The sequence below is a fragment of the Streptococcus salivarius genome (genome assembly GCF_000785515.1).
Lineage (GTDB): Bacteria > Bacillota > Bacilli > Lactobacillales > Streptococcaceae > Streptococcus > Streptococcus salivarius.
Genome location: NZ_CP009913.1, coordinates 2,158,193 through 2,175,180, shown reverse-complemented (window position 1 = coordinate 2,175,180; position 16,988 = coordinate 2,158,193). Strand labels below are relative to the sequence as shown.

Genomic DNA, 16,988 nt, shown 5'->3' with positions numbered 1-16,988 from the left:
GTTAGGTTCCTGGGAAACGAACGGGTTGTCGTTTAGTTTTATTGCTTTCTTTTGACGGATGTGCTTTTTGTTTCTTTTTATTATCCTGATTCATTTTTTTAACAATGGCAGCAACACGTGCTTTTTCAGCGACTTCTTTTTGATGTTCTTCAATTTCATTTGTCGTTGGAGCTACAATCGTTATTTCAAGTTCCTCAGACGGAATGGTAATAACATCTCCATAACGAAGTTTTTTTCCACGACGTTTTTCATCCTCACCGTTGAATAAAACGGTATTATTAGCCAAGAAACCTTTTATAGCTCCGCCACTATGAATGATACTTAATTCTTTTAAAAGTGCCTGCAGTGTGATGTATTCATCAAATAATTTATATTCCATAGTACCTCAACTTTCTCTTGAGATAAGATAGCATAAAAATGGTATAATTGGAAGCATAAACTTTTTAGAGGTTATCAATGAAAATTGCTGATGGTGTCTATGTACACTTCATTCCAACACAAAAATATAAAACTAATCGTATTGTTTTTCGAATGACAGGTTCTTTGAATAAACAAACAATTGCTAAACGAGCCCTAGTTTCACAAATGTTGGCTACAGCCAATCAGACGTATCCAACAGTACAGTCTTTTAAAGAGAGACTAGCTTCTCTTTATGGAACACAGTTGTCAACTAGAGTGTCAACTAAAGGATTGACACATAGCGTTGACATCGAGTTGACATATCTGAAAGATGCTTTTATCCCTACGAATGAAGGATTATTTTGGGAAGTGCTAGGATTTTTGAAAGAGTGTCTTTACAAGCCGCTGTCAAGAGTAGCTCAATACCAAAATAAAGTATTTGAAATAGAAAAACAAAATTTAATGACCTACCTGGATGTCGACACAGAGAATAATTACTATTACAGTGAAGTTAAGGGAAGAGAGCTTTATTTTGTAAACGAGGGATTGAAGGTTCCCAAATATGGCCAACCAGAACTTGTTGAAGCAGAAACCTCGTTTACAGCTTATCAAGAATTTCAAAGCATGTTGACAAGAGATCGTATTGATATCTTTATGGTTGGAGAATTTGATGATTATCAAGTACTCCAAGCGTTACATCGTTTTCCTTTGGAGGGACGTCAAGTTGATTTACAGTTTAGCTATAGTCAACCTTATGTCAACGTTGTGAAAGAAAAGATAGAACCGAGACAGAGTAGTCAATCTATTTTACAGCTAGGGTACCAATTTCCGTATCAATATGGAGATAAAGATTACTTTGCTTTAATTGTATTCAATGCCATGTTTGGTGAATTTGCCCATTCAGCTTTATTTACAACACTTAGAGAAAAGGAAGGGTTAGCTTATTCAATTAGTAGCCAATTTGATATCTTTACAGGTTTACTGGAAGTTTACGCTGGAATTGAAAAATCTAATAGAAATCAGGCTATGCGAGGAATTAGTAGAGAGTTGAATTACATTAAATTAGGACGTTTTTCAAGTTCTCTCCTGAATCAAACCAAAAAAATCATACGAATGAATGCCCTACTCTCTGAAGATCATGCCTTAACATTAGTGGAACAACGTTTTAATGAGGTGATTTTTGGTGATAAAAGTCTTTCATTGGAGAATTGGATAGATGAGATTGAGAAGATTACTAAAAAAGATGTTTGCCGTGTAGCGCGTCAAGTTAAGCTACAGAGTTTGTTCTTTTTAGAAGGAGTGTCTTAGAATGGCTGCTTTGAAGAAACGTTATTATCAAAAAATTGATGAAGAAGTTTATTCAGCAATTTTAGATAGTGGTATGTCTTTATCAATCATTAAGAAAAAAGGATTTGTAGAAAAAGCCGCCTTTTTGTCAACAAATTTTGGGGCGCTAGATAATCACTTCTATATTGATGGTGAGTTACAATCTTACCCTGCAGGTATTGCTCATTTTCTTGAACACAAGCTATTTGAGGATGAGCAGGGAAGGGATGTGACATTGGATTTTGTCAAGCTTGGAGCTGATGTCAATGCTTTTACAACATTGGAGAAGACAACATATTATTTTTCTACCCTTGACCACTTTGAGGAGTCTTTAGAGCTTTTATTAAAGTTTACATCGAGATTTACAAGTTCTGAAGATGCTGTCAATCATGAAAAAAGAATTATTGAACAAGAAATAAATATGTATCAGGATGATCCTGACTACAGAGCTTATCTAGGTTGTTTGCAAAGTTTGTATCCTAATACTATATTAGGTCAAGACATTGCTGGAAGTGTTGATAGCATTGAAGAAATTACTGTAAAGGACTTAAAAGATAATTTTGATTGCTTTTACAGGTCAGCAAACTGTCATCTCGTCTTAGTGGGCGATTTTGATGTTGAAAACATTTACACTTTTGTCAATGAAAAACAAAGTAAGTTTACACCACCTGAGAGAATAGTCGAGAAAGAAAAGCATCTCATTGAGTCAGATATCCAAAAATTAGATAGTCTTCAAATGGAGATATTCATCTCAAAACTAGCCATTGGTTTTAAGAGTGTTCCTTTTACTGATAATCGTATGAGAGGAAACATACTGGTACAGTTATTGTTCAATTTACTGTTTGGCTGGACGTCTCCTTATTATCAAAATTGGTATGCTGAAGGAAAAATAGACGAGTCTGTGTCAATTGAATACGAGGTATCTAATCGATATTCATTTGTCATTATGACTATGGACACTGCAGAACCGATCCGTATGTCAAGTTTAATTCGTCAGGTGATGACATCGGCAGATAAAAAACGATTGTTGACGGAAGAAGCATTGGATTTACAAAAAAAAGCTTTGTATGGTGAATTTTTACGTAGTCTAGACAATGTCCAGAATTTAGGTAGCCAATATTTAGCGTATTTTGAGAATGATAAAACATACTTTGATTTTGGTCAGGAACTGATGAGCATTACTTCCAAGGAGTTGAAGGATTTTTTGAATCACTATCTCTCAAATATGGAGATTACCGATTTTGTTGTCTTCCCTAAATAAGTGATTATTTGCTATAATAGAGACACGAAAACAAAGAAGAATATTAGAAAGGGGAAAAATGAAGTTACACTCTCTAGGTGAGCAATTACGTGCAGCGCGTATAAAAAAGGAATTAAGTTTGTATGATGTAGAAAAAATTTCTGGAGTAGAAGCCCAGTTTCTTCTGGCTATGGAAATGGATCAACTTAAAGCTTTGCCAGAGGACATTCAGCAAGAGGCGCTTGAAAAGTATGCCACTTCAGTTGGTTTAGATGGACAACGTCTGTTTGAGGAGCAGAGACAGAATGAGCAAAAACTAAAAAAAGAGAAGAAACCAGTTGAACGTAAGGAAGATACCTTAGCTACTAAAGCTCCCATGTCACGCTTTTTAAAGCATAAACGTGAAGAAAAAAGAAAGTCTAACTATCTACCTTTACTAATGCTTAGTGCGGTTTCGTTACTTATCATCTGCTCAGTAGGTTATATTATTATTAGACATCTTTCTAATCAACCTCAGGTGATAAAACCAAATACTATCTCTACAGTTAATCATCTGTCAACGGCTAGTAAGGCTAAATCGTCACGAAGCATTTCTGAGGTTACCGTTTCGGGGGCAAATGTTACAACGACAACTCAAGGCAATCAACTAATGGTTGATTTCTCCAATGTAAATTCTTCAGTAGTTTTAGATGTGGAGTTATCAAAAGATAGTGATGACACATGGTTTTCAGTAGATAACTCAGATACTTCAGAGAGTTACCTCCTTTCAAAAACGAAAAATTCAAAATACTCTTTAGATTTTTCTGATAAAACTAAACCAACTCAAATTATTATTGCTCAATCTTCAAAAGTAACTCTAAAGGTAAATGGGGAGTCACTTGATTTATCTCAATTAGATAAAAATACACCTAGCTACCTCACATTAAGAATCCAATAGAATCGAGAAGAAATGTTTAAAAAAGAAAATTTACCTAATTTATTGACACTTGCTAGAATTGTTTTGATTCCTATCTTTTTACTGATGACATCACTTGCGTCAAGTAATGTCATGCATATTGCTGCGGCGGTTGTCTTCGCTATTGCCAGTATTACAGATTATTTAGATGGCTATTTGGCACGAAAATGGCATGTTGTTACTAATTTCGGGAAATTTGCAGATCCATTGGCAGATAAGATGCTAGTGATGTCAGCATTTATTATGTTAGTCGGTATTAATCAAGCGCCAGCCTGGGTGGTTTCAGTTATTATCTGTCGTGAGCTTGCAGTCACAGGTCTTCGTCTTTTATTAGTGGAGAACGGTGGTACAGTTCTCGCTGCAGCTATGCCTGGTAAGATTAAGACAGTGACCCAGATGTTATCTATTATTCTATTATTGTGTCATCTGCATTTTGTAGGAACAATTATGCTTTATATTGCTTTGTTCTTTACAATTTACTCAGGCTATGATTATTTCAAAGGTGCAGGTTTCTTATTTAAGGATACTTTCAAATAGTACGATAAATCAATGATTGAAATAAAAAATTTAAAGTTTAAATATCATCAAGATCAACCATCCTATATTCTTGATGATGTATCGTTTCACGTGAAACGTGGGGAATGGTTATCCATTGTAGGGCATAATGGTTCTGGAAAATCCACGACAGCACGTCTTATTGACGGACTATTAGTGGCAGAGTCTGGGCAGATTATTGTTGATGGTCAAGAATTAACAGAAGACAATGTCTGGGATATCCGTGATAAGATTGGCATGGTCTTTCAAAATCCAGACAATCAATTTGTTGGGGCAACTGTTGAAGATGATGTTGCTTTCGGTCTTGAAAATAAAGGTGTTCCCTATGAAGAAATGGCTTCAAGAGTTCAGGAGGCTCTGGAATTTGTGGGAATGTCAGAATTTAAGGATAGAGAGCCAGCTAGATTATCTGGAGGCCAAAAACAACGTGTGGCTATCGCAGGTATTGTAGCTATGAGACCATCTATTTTGATTTTGGATGAGGCAACTAGCATGCTTGACCCGGAAGGTCGCCAGGAATTGATTCAATCTATTAAAGCTATTCGTAAAGAATACGGAATGACTGTTTTATCAATTACTCATGATCTCGATGAGGTCGCTTTGAGTGACCGTGTTTTGGTTTTGAAAAAAGGTAAAGTGGAGTCTGTTTCAAGTCCTCGTGAACTATTTAGTAGAGGCTCAGAGTTAGTTGACTTAGGTTTAGATATCCCTTTTAGTGCATTATTAACTCAAAAGCTAAGAAATAAAGGTCTGATAGATTGTGAAGACTATCTGACAGAAAAGGAATTGGTAGAACAACTATGGGAATTTCTCTCAAAAATGTAAGTTATATCTATCAAGCGGGTACTCCTTTTGAGGGGCGTGCCCTTTTTGATATGACGACGACGATAAAAGATGGTTCATATACGGCCTTTATTGGACATACAGGAAGTGGTAAATCTACTATTATGCAGCTCTTGAATGGCCTTTATTTACCCACTAGTGGTCAGGTTCAAGTTGATGATACGATCATAACCAGTCAATCAAAGAATAAGGACATAAAACCAGTTCGTAAGAAGGTAGGTTTAGTTTTTCAATTTCCAGAAAGTCAGTTATTTGCAGAAACTGTTTTAGAAGATGTTGCCTTTGGACCTCAAAATTTCGGAGTTTCTAAGGAAGAAGCAGAACAACGTGCTATTGAAAGTCTAAAATTAGTTGGACTCCCAGAAGAGTTTCATGGACAGAATCCTTTTGATTTATCAGGGGGACAAATGCGACGTGTTGCCATCGCAGGGATTCTAGCTATGCAACCAGATATTTTAGTACTGGATGAACCGACTGCTGGTCTAGATCCACAGGGCCGGAAGGAATTGATGTCTCTCTTTAAGGAGTTACATCTTTCTGGAATGACGATTGTTTTAGTAACTCACTTGATGGATGATGTTGCCGATTATGCAACAGCTGTGAATGTTATGGAAAAAGGGCAACTAGTGTTGTCGGGAGCTCCTAAAGATGTTTTTCAAAAGGTTACTTTTCTTAAAGAAAAGCAGTTGGGTGTTCCTAAAATAACGGAGTTTGCGCTACAGCTACAAGAAAAAGGTTATCACTTTGAAAGTCTCCCTATTACAATCGAGGAATTCGTAGAGGTGGTGTCGCATGGATAAGTTAATTATTGGACGTTATATTGTTGGGGACTCTTTTATACACCGATTAGATCCTAGAAGTAAATTATTAGCCATGCTGATTTATATTGTTATTATCTTTTGGGCTAATAATCCTTTAACTTATGCTGTAATAACTTTATTTACACTTTTCTTGGTTTTCTTGTCTAAAATAAAACTTGGTTTCTTTTTAGGTGGAATCAAACCAATGATTTGGATTATTTTATTTTCTACCCTATTTCAAGTTTTCTTCAATACAAAAGGGAGTGTGCTTTGGTCTATCGGCTTTTTAAAGATTACGGAAGTCGGTTTAAATCAAGGTTGGATGATATTCCTTAGATTTATTCTCATTATTAGTTTTTCCACCCTACTTACTCTAACGACAACACCTTTAAGTTTATCTGATGCAGTTGAATCACTTTTAAAACCTCTTACTGTTTTCAGAGTGCCAGCACATGAAATTGGTTTAATGCTATCTTTGAGTCTACGTTTTGTACCAACTTTGATGGATGATACGACTCGTATTATGAATGCTCAAAAGGCGCGTGGTGTTGACTTTGGTGAAGGAAATATTATTCAAAAGGTACGGTCAATAATACCTATTTTAATTCCTTTGTTTGCATCAAGCTTTAAACGAGCAGATGCTCTGGCGATTGCTATGGAGGCACGAGGCTATCAAGGTGGTGAAGGACGAACAAAATATCGTCGACTTTCATGGAATGGTCGAGATACCTTATCAATTATTGCTATTTTAGCTTTAGGATTAATGCTTTTTTATCTTAAGAGTTAACTCGTTGAGATAAATAAAAACTAGGTCTTAAGACCTAGAAGTTATAGATGGACGCCCACGTAGGCGTTCTTTTTTCGTCTAATCCCAACCTACTTGTAATATTTTTAATATCCCTAACAAGGGGATGTTATATTTCCAAGGTATCATAGATACATGGTTATAGTTCTTCAGCTTAATCTGGATTGAGAAATCCCTATATAGAGTAAGCCAGTTGATTTACCTATTAGTCATAAACAATAAAATAACTTAAAATCTTTGACTAATATGGATTGGACTATAAATAGATAAAGGAGCATCATCATGCAAAAAAAGAATACATCTAACACTAAAAAATTAGGTCTTTTTGGACTTGTTACAGTAGCAACACTTGGGGCAACAGCTTTAGCTAATGCAGAAACTTACACAGTTCAAAAAGGCGATACACTTTCAGCTATTGCTAAGAAAAATGGTACGACCGTAGATGAAATCGTTTCAAAAAACGGTATTCAAGACGCCAATAAGATTTCTATTGGTCAAAACTTAACAATTAATGAAACAACTGAAGAGACTACAGAACCTTCAGCTACAACAGCTACAACAGAAGCAGCTGCTGAATCAACACAATCAACAGAGTCTACACAAAGTGAAGATACTCAAGCAACCAATACAAATCTTTCTTCTTCAGAGGCAGCTGCCAAAGAAGAAATCGCACAACGTGAGTCAAGCGGTAGCTATACAGCTCAAAATGGGCAATATTATGGACGTTACCAATTAGCATCATCATATTTGAACGGAGACTTGTCTCCTGAAAATCAAGAAAAGGTAGCAGATAATTATGTAGCAAGCCGTTATGGTTCATGGACAGCAGCTCTTGCTTTCTGGAATGCTAATGGTTGGTACTAAATCATTATTACTGCCTTATGAGGAAAACTTGTAAAACCTCATACAAATAAGGGGAAAATGCCAGATTCTTGGCATTTTTTTATTAAAATGATAAATCATTGTAACATTAGACATAATACAAATAATCGGCAGTAATATTACTAAGTTATGATGAATGTAACTAGAATTAACTAGGAGGGATTTATGTTAAAAAAAAGTTATAAGGGACGCCGTATCAAATTAGCAGCGAAGAAATCATTGGCGGTACCAGTAGCAATTGTAACAAGTTTTATTGTCATTTTGGCAGTATCACTTTCTACACTAATTAATAAAGGGTTGGTTAATGCATTTTCAGATTCTGTTACCCCAGCACCTTCAACAGCATCAACAACGTCAGAATCGACAGCAGATTTAGTTAAATCAACAGAAATTAGCTCAAGCAAAGAGAATAAAGCTAACAAAGAAAAGGTTGAAGAAAGTAAGCCTCAGTCAGAAACAACAGGAGAATCGGTAGAAGCAGCTGAAAAGTCTCAGTTAGATACTACTACAAGCGCTGTTTCAACGAATACTGATACTACGTCGACTCAAAATACTGGAACAGCTCCTTCGGTTGCTGCAACTGGTAGCGGGTCAGTTGTTCTCTCAAATGGTAACACTGCAGGAGAAGTTGGTTCTTATGCAGCGGCACAGATGGCAGCAGCTACTGGTGTTCCTCAGTCAACTTGGGAGTCAATTATTGCGCGTGAGTCAAATGGTGATCATACTGCAGCAAATGGTTCAGGTGCATCAGGTCTTTTTCAAACAATGCCTGGATGGGGCTCTACTGCAACAGTTGAGGATCAAATTCAATCAGCCTTGAATGCCTATAACGCACAAGGTTTGTCAGCTTGGAATTACTAATATTAAATATTAATAGAAGTTGGGAGCATACTCTCAGCTTTTTAATTTGGATGTAGGTAATATGTTTTATAGAGCTTTTTGTTATAATAGGAATGAAAGGTATAGCAATGAAACAAATTTTTAAATTAAGAGAAAAGTTGTGGGTTTCTCTTATTATTATAGCTTTTGCTGTGTTATTGGTTACACCACAACTATTTACAAGAAAAGTCATTTTAGGTTCAGATTCCATCTTTCACTATAACAGGTTCTATGAAGCTGCTATGCAACTAAAAAATGGTAACTTTTCTTACTTTTTATCTTTATATGGATTCCAACAGTCAGGCCGCATTGTCAATGCTCTTTACGGTCCTTTTTTTGCCTATTTACAAGGAGGGCTTATTTTAATAAGTCGCACTTGGTTTCGTTATCAGATTGTGTCAAGGGTATTACTACATATACTAGCTGAGTCCTCAATGTATGCCTTGCTCAAGCAGTGTAAAGTTAAGACAAACATTGCCTTGTCACTAGGTTTACTCTATGCGACAACATTCTCTATCCAATACTGGACGATGCGTCAGGGTTTCTCTAGTTGGGGAGCAGCATTACTACCTTTTTGTTTTATTCCGGCAATTCACTATGTCTTTTATCAAAAAGTAGAACCAATTAGACTTGCCTTATCTATGGCATTGATTTTTCAGGTTCACGTACTCAGTGCTTTGATATTAGTGATGATGTATCTTCCTTTTTATCTTTACACTTTTGTAAAGTCTCCTATAGCTAAGAAAAAGGAAACCTTCGTACAAGTCCTTATAGCAGTCATTTTGTTCCTCTTACTGACTGTCAATGTCTGGTTAGTACTCCTATATTTGAGAGGGACTAATCATCTCTTAGATCCATTTATAAATAGAGAAATAGGTAAGAATGGGATAGATGGAACAGCAAGATACTGGCTATATACTCCAATTTCTTTAATGGTGTTACTCATTTTACAGTTTCTTTACGCTGTTTTGAATTGGAAGAAATTTGCTAGATGGAAAAAAATACTACATTTTATTTATTTTGTCTTCTTCTTCTTGTCGACAGGTCTTTTTCCGTGGCAGTATCTAGTAGAAAATGGAAATACATTTGCTGAACTGATTCAATTTCCATTTAGATTCTTTGTTCCTGCCACTATTTTACTTTTAGCAATTACGGGGTTAACGGTCACGCGATTTGTAAACTGGCGAAAAAGTATTGCTGTTTTACTCTTTGCCTTTGCGGGTGTTGGTCTTATTCAGAACATGATGGATACTACCGATCGTGTAAAAACGGCGGCACAAGATGGTGAACTTATTTCCATTGTTAAACATACTTACGTTGAAGGAGATTATCAGACGATAAGTCTTACCATGAATGACAGTGACTTGTCACAGTTTTTAAATTTAGTTGTCAAACCCACACCAGATTACGTACCTATTTATGGGACAATAGGTAAGCAGAACACTTATGATCTTTATTACGAAAATATCGTTACGAATCAGAAGGCAGAAAAGCTACTCGAAGATGGTTATCTTGTATTAACTTGGCAGGCTGCTGAAGGGGAGGAACTGAATCTACCGATAGTTGTCTATAAAGATTCTATCTTGACACTAAATGGTAAAGAACTAGACAAGGATGACTATGACTTGTCAACGATTGGTACACCGACCGTTTCCTCACAAGAAGGACAAAATAAACTTTTATTAAGTTATAAGGAGCCAGGATGGCTATTTGTAGCGTTATTGATTCCAATAATAGTCTTGGTAGTAATAGGTTTACAGTGGCTTTACACAAAAATAAGTATCAAAAAGGTTGCCTAGTGGTAACCTTTTTGCATTATTCTTTAATCATGATATAATTAAGCTTGCGTGCTTTTACGCTTCAAAATCGACCTTCAAATCGATATTTGAATAACTAGACCCTTCAAGTCTATGTTAATTTTTATTTGATGGGAGGAGTTATCTATGACTGATAATTCAAAAACACGTGTTGTTGTCGGTATGAGTGGTGGCGTTGATTCATCAGTAACAGCCTTACTTTTAAAAGAGCAAGGTTATGATGTAATCGGTGTTTTCATGAAAAACTGGGATGACACAGATGAATTTGGTGTGTGTACAGCAACCGAAGATTATAAAGATGTAGCAGCAGTAGCTGATCAGATTGGTATCCCCTATTACTCTGTCAACTTTGAAAAAGAGTACTGGGATCGTGTATTTGAGTATTTCTTAGCAGAGTACCGTGCAGGCCGTACCCCTAATCCAGACGTTATGTGTAATAAGGAAATCAAGTTTAAGGCTTTCTTAGATTATGCGATGACATTGGGAGCGGATTATGTGGCTACAGGACATTACGCTCAAGTTGTTCGCGATGAAGACGGCATTGTCCATATGTTGCGTGGTGCAGATAACAATAAAGATCAAACCTACTTCCTTAGTCAACTTTCGCAAGAGCAGTTGCAGAAAACGATGTTTCCTTTAGGACATCTACAAAAGCCAGAAGTTCGTGAGATTGCTGAACGTGCAGGTCTTGCAACAGCCAAGAAAAAAGATTCAACAGGCATTTGTTTTATTGGTGAAAAAAACTTTAAAGAGTTTCTTAGTCAATACTTACCAGCTCAAAAAGGTCGTATGATGACTGTAGATGGTCGTGATATGGGTGAACACAACGGACTCATGTATTATACCATTGGTCAACGTGGTGGTATGGGTATTGGTGGCCAAAAAGGCGGAGATAATGCTCCTTGGTTTGTAGTAGGGAAAGATCTTTCTAAAAATATTCTTTACGTAGGTCAAGGTTTCCACCATGAGTCATTGATGTCAACTTCACTTGACGCTTCAATGATTCACTTTACTCGAGATATGTCAGAAGAATTTGAAATGGAATGCACAGCAAAATTCCGTTATCGTCAACCTGATAGTAAAGTTACTGTAAAGGTTAAGGGTGATAAAGCAGAGGTTATTTTTGCTGAACCTCAGCGTGCTATTACACCTGGTCAAGCCGTTGTTTTCTATGATGGTCAGGAATGTTTGGGCGGCGGTATTATTGACCAAGCGTATAAAGACGGAAAAGTTTGTCAGTATATCTAACTGGAGTTAAGGAGTTAAGTAAAAACGATGAGTTCTCAATTTTTTTTATGCATTTATGGCATTTTTCGCTATAATGAACCCAATTTCAAATCTTCCTGCTTACATGGCTTTAGTAGCAGATGATAGTCAAAAAATTTCACGAAAAATTGCTTTTAGGAGTCTTTTGATTGCCTTTGTTATTATAACTGTTTTTATCTTTTCAGGAGATTTCATTTTTAAAGTATTTGGAATTACAATTGTTTCTTTCAGAATTGCTGGCGGAATATTAGTGGCTGTTATCGGTTATCATATGATTAATGGTAATCATTCACCTAGCTATAAAGGAATGGAGCAGCAAGCAGTAAATTCAGACCCAATGTCTATTGCTATTTCTCCTCTTGCAATGCCACTTTTTGCAGGACCAGGTACAATTACAACTGCTTTAAGTCTGGCTAATGGAGGTTTGCAGAATCAACTGATAACCGTAGTTGCTTTTGCTCTACTATGTGTCATCACTTATCTCCTGTTAAGAAGTGCAAAACAAATTGCAGGCTTCTTGGGAGAAAATTTGATGAAAATTATAACGAAAATGATGGGACTTTTACTATTCTCCATAGGTATACAGATGATTATCGTCAGTGTTCAGACCTTGATTAAATAGTGATTTTCATTGACAAAACGATTTGATTTGATAAAATAACTTTAACAATAGTCATGATGGTCAAAGCTCATGAGAATTGTGCGTTTTTGCGTACAGTTTTCTGGAGTTTTGGCTATTTTTGTAGGAAAAAACAAGGAAAGGATGGGCAGTTGATTGTAAATCACTGCATAAATCTAAAAAATGTCTTACGAGTTTGATGAAAATTTTGATGTAATTGTTGTTGGTGCTGGTCACGCTGGTGTGGAAGCTAGCTTAGCTGCAGCCCGCATGGGATGTAAGGTTTTATTAGCGACTATTAACCTAGAGATGTTGGCTTTTATGCCATGTAATCCTTCTATTGGGGGATCTGCCAAGGGGATTGTTGTCCGTGAGATTGATGCCCTTGGTGGAGAGATGGGTAAAAATATTGATAAAACTTATATTCAGATGAAAATGTTGAATACCGGTAAGGGACCTGCTGTCAGAGCTTTACGTGCACAAGCCGATAAAGCCTTGTATGCTATGACAATGAAGCATACAGTTGAGCGTCAGGAAAACCTGACTCTCCGTCAGTCCATGGTTGATGAAATTCTTGTTGAAGATGGTAAGGTAGTTGGTGTAAGAACAGCCACAAATCAAAAATATGGAGCTAAAGCGGTTGTTGTCACAACAGGAACAGCTTTGCGTGGTGAAATTATCCTAGGTGAGCTCAAATATTCTTCAGGTCCTAATAACAGTCTTGCATCTGTTACATTGGCAGATAACTTGAGGGATCTTGGCCTTGAGATAGGAAGATTTAAAACAGGGACCCCTCCTCGTGTCAAGGCATCATCAATTAATTACGAAGAAACTGAAATTCAACCAGGTGACGAAAAGCCGAATCATTTTTCATTCTTGTCGAAGGATGAAGATTATCTTCAGGATCAAATTCCTTGTTGGCTAACTTATACGAATCAAGAGAGCCACGATATTATCAATAACAACTTACACCGTGCCCCAATGTTTTCAGGTATTGTCAAGGGTGTAGGACCTCGTTATTGTCCATCAATCGAAGATAAAATTGTCCGATTTGCCGATAAGAATCGCCATCAACTTTTCCTTGAACCTGAAGGAAGAGAGACTGAGGAAGTCTATGTGCAAGGCCTGTCAACTAGTCTGCCAGAAGATGTTCAAAAAGAGTTGATTCACTCAATTAAAGGTCTCGAAAAGGCAGAGATGATGCGAACTGGTTATGCGATTGAATATGATATCGTGCTCCCTCATCAACTACGTGCAACACTTGAAACGAAGTTGATTTCAGGTCTCTTTACAGCAGGACAGACCAACGGAACTTCTGGATACGAGGAGGCAGCAGGTCAAGGTCTAGTTGCTGGTATCAATGCGGCTCTTAAAGTTCAAGGTAAACCTGAACTTATTCTCAAACGTAGTGATGCCTATATTGGTGTAATGATTGACGATCTTGTCACAAAAGGAACCTTGGAGCCATATCGTTTATTGACATCACGCGCAGAGTATCGTCTCATATTACGTCATGATAATGCTGACATGCGCTTGACACCTATTGGTCGAGAAGTTGGTTTGGTTGACGATGAACGTTGGCGTATCTTTGAAATTAAGAAAAATCAGTTTGACAGCGAGTTGACACGTCTGTCAAAAGAAAAATTAAAACCTATTAAAGAAACGAATGAAAAAATTCAAGCCCTAGGCTTTAAGCCATTGACAGATGCCATGACAGCTAAAGAGTTTATGCGTAGACCAGAGATTGATTACGCCACAGCTACTCAGTTTGTGGGCCCAGCTGCAGAAGATTTGGACGCTAAGATTATAGAGTTGCTTGAGATCGAAATCAAGTACGAAGGTTATATCAATAAAGCTTTGGATCAAGTAGCTAAGATGAAGCGTATGGAAGAAAAGAGGATTCCGAAAAATATTGATTGGGATGCTATTGATTCCATTGCTACCGAAGCTCGTCAAAAATTTAAGAAAATCAATCCTGAGACCATTGGTCAAGCGAGTCGTATTTCAGGGGTCAACCCAGCAGATATCTCAATTTTGATGGTTTATCTTGAAGGTAATAATAAGGCCCGCAGGAAAGTAGACTAACGGTGCTAACACGTTTAAAAGCCTTTTAATTAAGGCTTTTTTATGTTATAATTGTTAGATTAAGAGGTTTTATATGAAAAGATTTCACTTTGCAACGATTCATCTTGTAATGATTGGGCTAATTCTTTTTGGAATTGCTACTATTTTTGTTCGCGTACTAAAATCGGAGTCTGCACTCATTTTTGCGCTTTTTATTATTATGGTAGTAGTTGTTGCCTTATTGCATTACCAAAAGACAACATATGAGTCCTTAGAAATAGAGCAATTAGATGAACTGAATCAGGATGTTGAAGATTCTTTGAAGATCCTTCTCGGAAAGATGCCTGTTGGGGTTATTACTTTTGATGAGAACGATCATATTGAATGGTTCAACCCCTATGCGAAGCTAGTACTTTCGGATGAAAATGGAAATTTCAATAAGCAGTTGATTGCGGATTTTATTTCCCAGAAACGAAAGGGTTCACCTTCGAATGTGATAACCGTTGGTGATAATAAATATGCCGCTTTTGTGGATTTTGACAATAAGTTGACATATTTTATTGACAATGTTTATGATCAAGATGAAAATGCTGATCCAAATATGACTCGTCCTGTTATCGGGATTATTTCAGTTGATAACTATGACGATGTGACGGGAAGTTTACCCGATGCCGATGTTTCAAAAATCAATACATTTGTGGCAGGGTTTATTTCTGAGTTTGCTAAGGCCAAGCATATTCATTATCGACGTATTGAAGGTGATCGTTTTTACTTCTTCACCAACTACAGTGTTTTGACAGAATTCATGGATCAAAAGTTTTCTGTCTTGGATGATTTCCGTCAGCAGGCTCAGGAGCGTGGTTTACCACTAACTTTGAGCATGGGAATTTCATTTGGTACGCTTAAGCATGATCAAATCGGTCAGGTTGCCTTGCAGAATCTGAATATCGCACTAGTTCGCGGTGGAGATCAAGCTGTTGTTAAGGAAAACGATGATCACAAGGAACTTCTTTATTTTGGAGGAGGTTCTGTTTCAACAGTAAAACGTTCTCGTACAAGAACAAGGGCTATGATGACTGCAATCTCTGATAAGTTGAAAACAGTCGAAAAAGTGTTTGTTGTCGGACATAAGAATCTCGATATGGATGCTCTAGGGGCAACGGTCGGTATGGCTCATTTTGCCAGTCAAATTGTTCGAAAAAGCTATGCTGTTTACGATGATACGGCTATGAATGCAGATATTGAGCGTGCAGTCGAACGGTTAAAAGAAGATGGTCAGTCACCTCTTATTACACTTTCAGAGGCTGAAGAGCTGGTAAACCAACATTCGTTGCTAATTATGGTTGACCATTCTAAGATCAATTTAACCCTATCTAAGGATTTTTATGATCGATTTAATGAAGTTATTGTCGTAGACCATCACCGTCGAGATGATGATTTTCCTGAAAATGCTGTTTTGACCTTTATTGAAAGCGGGGCGAGTTCAGCCTGTGAATTGGTTACGGAGTTATTGCAATTCCAAGGTGCCCCAGAACGTTTAAGTAAAATCCAAGCCTCTATCCTTATGGCAGGTATCATGTTGGATACTAAAAATTTCTCAACTCGTGTGACTAGTCGAACCTTTGATGTCGCCTCTTATCTGCGTAGTTTAGGAAGTGATAGTGGAGAAATCCAAACGATTTCTGCCACTGATTTTGAAGAGTATCGACGTATCAATGAGCTAATTCTAGCAGGTGAGCGTATTACAGATGATATCATTGTTGCCTCAGGTGATAATCCTAAATGTTATAATAATGTTGTGATTTCTAAGGCGGCAGATACGATGCTTGCCATGGCAGGTATCGAAGCAACTTTTGTTGTCGCTAGGACCAGTGATTCTACTGTGAATATATCTGCTCGAAGCCATAAAACGATTAATGTACAACGTATTATGGAGAAAATGGGTGGTGGAGGCCATTTCAACTTAGCGGCCTGTCAATTGCGAGACTGTAGTGTTGCTCAAGCAAAAAATAAATTGATTGAAACTATTATGGGAGAATTGGCTCCCAAGGAGGACTAAAATGAAAGTTATTTTCTTACAAGACGTTAAAGGTAAAGGTAAAAAAGGTGAAATTAAAGAAGTACCATCAGGTTACGCTCAAAACTTCTTAATTAAAAAGAATCTTGCCAAGGAAGCGACAAACCAAGCTATCGGTGAGTTGAAAGGTAAGCAAAAATCTGAAGAAAAACATGCAGCAGAGTTGTTGGCTGAAGCGAAGCAAGTTAAAGAGCAACTTGAAAAAGAAGAAAATCGACTTCAATTTACTGAGAAGGTCGGACCAGACGGACGTACTTTTGGTTCAATTACAGCCAAAAAGATTGCAGAAGGACTTCAAAAACAATTTGGTATTAAAGTTGATAAACGCCATATTGAACTTGAACATCCTATTCGTGCGATTGGTCTAATTGAGGTTCCTGTAAAGCTTCATAAAGAAGTGAGTGCACAAATTAAACTTAACATCAAAAATAGTGCTGAGTAATTCGTTGACACTATAAGTA

The 16,988-nt window shown here is 37.0% G+C and carries 15 protein-coding genes and 1 pseudogene; 15 read left to right on the top strand and 1 reads right to left on the bottom strand.

Features of this window, described 5'->3' with window-relative positions:
- Position 1: 1 nt before the first annotated feature.
- The gene (gene yaaA, locus SSAL8618_RS10140) at positions 2–379 is read right to left on the bottom strand and encodes a S4 domain-containing protein YaaA (RefSeq protein WP_038676929.1); all 378 of its coding nucleotides are present in this window, start codon (positions 377–379) and stop codon (positions 2–4) included.
- A gap of 77 nt (positions 380–456) precedes the next feature.
- Here yaaA and yfmF point away from each other — a divergent pair, with 77 nt between their 5' ends.
- The 15 genes and pseudogenes from yfmF (at position 457) to rplI (ending at position 16,969) form a co-directional block, all read left to right on the top strand.
- A complete protein-coding gene (gene yfmF, locus SSAL8618_RS10135) occupies positions 457–1,707 on the top strand; it encodes an EF-P 5-aminopentanol modification-associated protein YfmF (protein ID WP_038676927.1) in 1,251 nt (416 codons plus the stop codon).
- A gap of 1 nt (position 1,708) precedes the next feature.
- Complete coding sequence (gene yfmH, locus SSAL8618_RS10130; protein WP_022496146.1) at positions 1,709–2,986, top strand: EF-P 5-aminopentanol modification-associated protein YfmH; 1,278 nt, start codon at positions 1,709–1,711, stop codon at positions 2,984–2,986.
- Between the two features lie 58 nt (positions 2,987–3,044).
- Complete coding sequence (locus tag SSAL8618_RS10125) at positions 3,045–3,902, top strand: helix-turn-helix domain-containing protein (protein ID WP_022496147.1); 858 nt, start codon at positions 3,045–3,047, stop codon at positions 3,900–3,902.
- Between the two features lie 12 nt (positions 3,903–3,914).
- Positions 3,915–4,457, top strand: a complete 543-nt coding sequence (gene pgsA / locus SSAL8618_RS10120; protein WP_002885640.1) for a CDP-diacylglycerol--glycerol-3-phosphate 3-phosphatidyltransferase — start codon at positions 3,915–3,917, stop codon at positions 4,455–4,457.
- 12 nt (positions 4,458–4,469) lie between these two features.
- Complete coding sequence (locus SSAL8618_RS10115) at positions 4,470–5,300, top strand: energy-coupling factor ABC transporter ATP-binding protein (protein WP_038676925.1); 831 nt, start codon at positions 4,470–4,472, stop codon at positions 5,298–5,300.
- Positions 5,276–6,118 carry an energy-coupling factor transporter ATPase gene (locus tag SSAL8618_RS10110; RefSeq protein WP_038676922.1) on the top strand — a complete coding sequence of 281 codons (843 nt, stop codon included), beginning with the start codon at positions 5,276–5,278 and terminating at the stop codon, positions 6,116–6,118. The genes SSAL8618_RS10115 and SSAL8618_RS10110 overlap by 25 nt, the downstream gene beginning before the upstream one ends.
- Positions 6,111–6,905, top strand: coding sequence for an energy-coupling factor transporter transmembrane component T family protein (locus SSAL8618_RS10105; RefSeq protein ID WP_022496149.1), 795 nt, complete (start codon positions 6,111–6,113; stop codon positions 6,903–6,905). Before SSAL8618_RS10110 ends, SSAL8618_RS10105 begins: the two co-directional genes overlap by 8 nt.
- Positions 6,906–7,205: 300 nt before the next feature.
- Positions 7,206–7,787: an aggregation-promoting factor gene (gene apf, locus SSAL8618_RS10100; protein WP_002885621.1), complete on the top strand. Its 582-nt coding sequence runs from the start codon at positions 7,206–7,208 to the stop codon at positions 7,785–7,787.
- Positions 7,788–7,970: 183 nt separating this feature from the next.
- Positions 7,971–8,666: a transglycosylase SLT domain-containing protein gene (locus tag SSAL8618_RS10095; protein WP_048676465.1), complete on the top strand. Its 696-nt coding sequence runs from the start codon at positions 7,971–7,973 to the stop codon at positions 8,664–8,666.
- A 107-nt stretch (positions 8,667–8,773) separates the two neighbouring features.
- Complete coding sequence (locus SSAL8618_RS10090) at positions 8,774–10,483, top strand: putative glycosyltransferase family protein (RefSeq protein WP_038676920.1); 1,710 nt, start codon at positions 8,774–8,776, stop codon at positions 10,481–10,483.
- Between the two features lie 144 nt (positions 10,484–10,627).
- The gene (gene mnmA / locus SSAL8618_RS10085) at positions 10,628–11,749 is read left to right on the top strand and encodes a tRNA 2-thiouridine(34) synthase MnmA (RefSeq protein WP_037611163.1); all 1,122 of its coding nucleotides are present in this window, start codon (positions 10,628–10,630) and stop codon (positions 11,747–11,749) included.
- A 40-nt stretch (positions 11,750–11,789) separates the two neighbouring features.
- Positions 11,790–12,389: pseudogene (locus SSAL8618_RS10080) on the top strand (MarC family protein); the annotation flags it as partial.
- 180 nt (positions 12,390–12,569) lie between these two features.
- Positions 12,570–14,471: a tRNA uridine-5-carboxymethylaminomethyl(34) synthesis enzyme MnmG gene (gene mnmG / locus SSAL8618_RS10075; protein ID WP_022496153.1), complete on the top strand. Its 1,902-nt coding sequence runs from the start codon at positions 12,570–12,572 to the stop codon at positions 14,469–14,471.
- Positions 14,472–14,544: 73 nt separating this feature from the next.
- Positions 14,545–16,509, top strand: coding sequence for a DHH family phosphoesterase (locus tag SSAL8618_RS10070; protein ID WP_038676917.1), 1,965 nt, complete (start codon positions 14,545–14,547; stop codon positions 16,507–16,509).
- 1 nt (position 16,510) lies between these two features.
- Positions 16,511–16,969 (top strand): 50S ribosomal protein L9, encoded by a 459-nt coding sequence (rplI, locus tag SSAL8618_RS10065; protein ID WP_002885729.1) that lies wholly within the window; start codon positions 16,511–16,513, stop codon positions 16,967–16,969.
- The last annotated feature ends 19 nt before the right edge of the window (positions 16,970–16,988 follow it).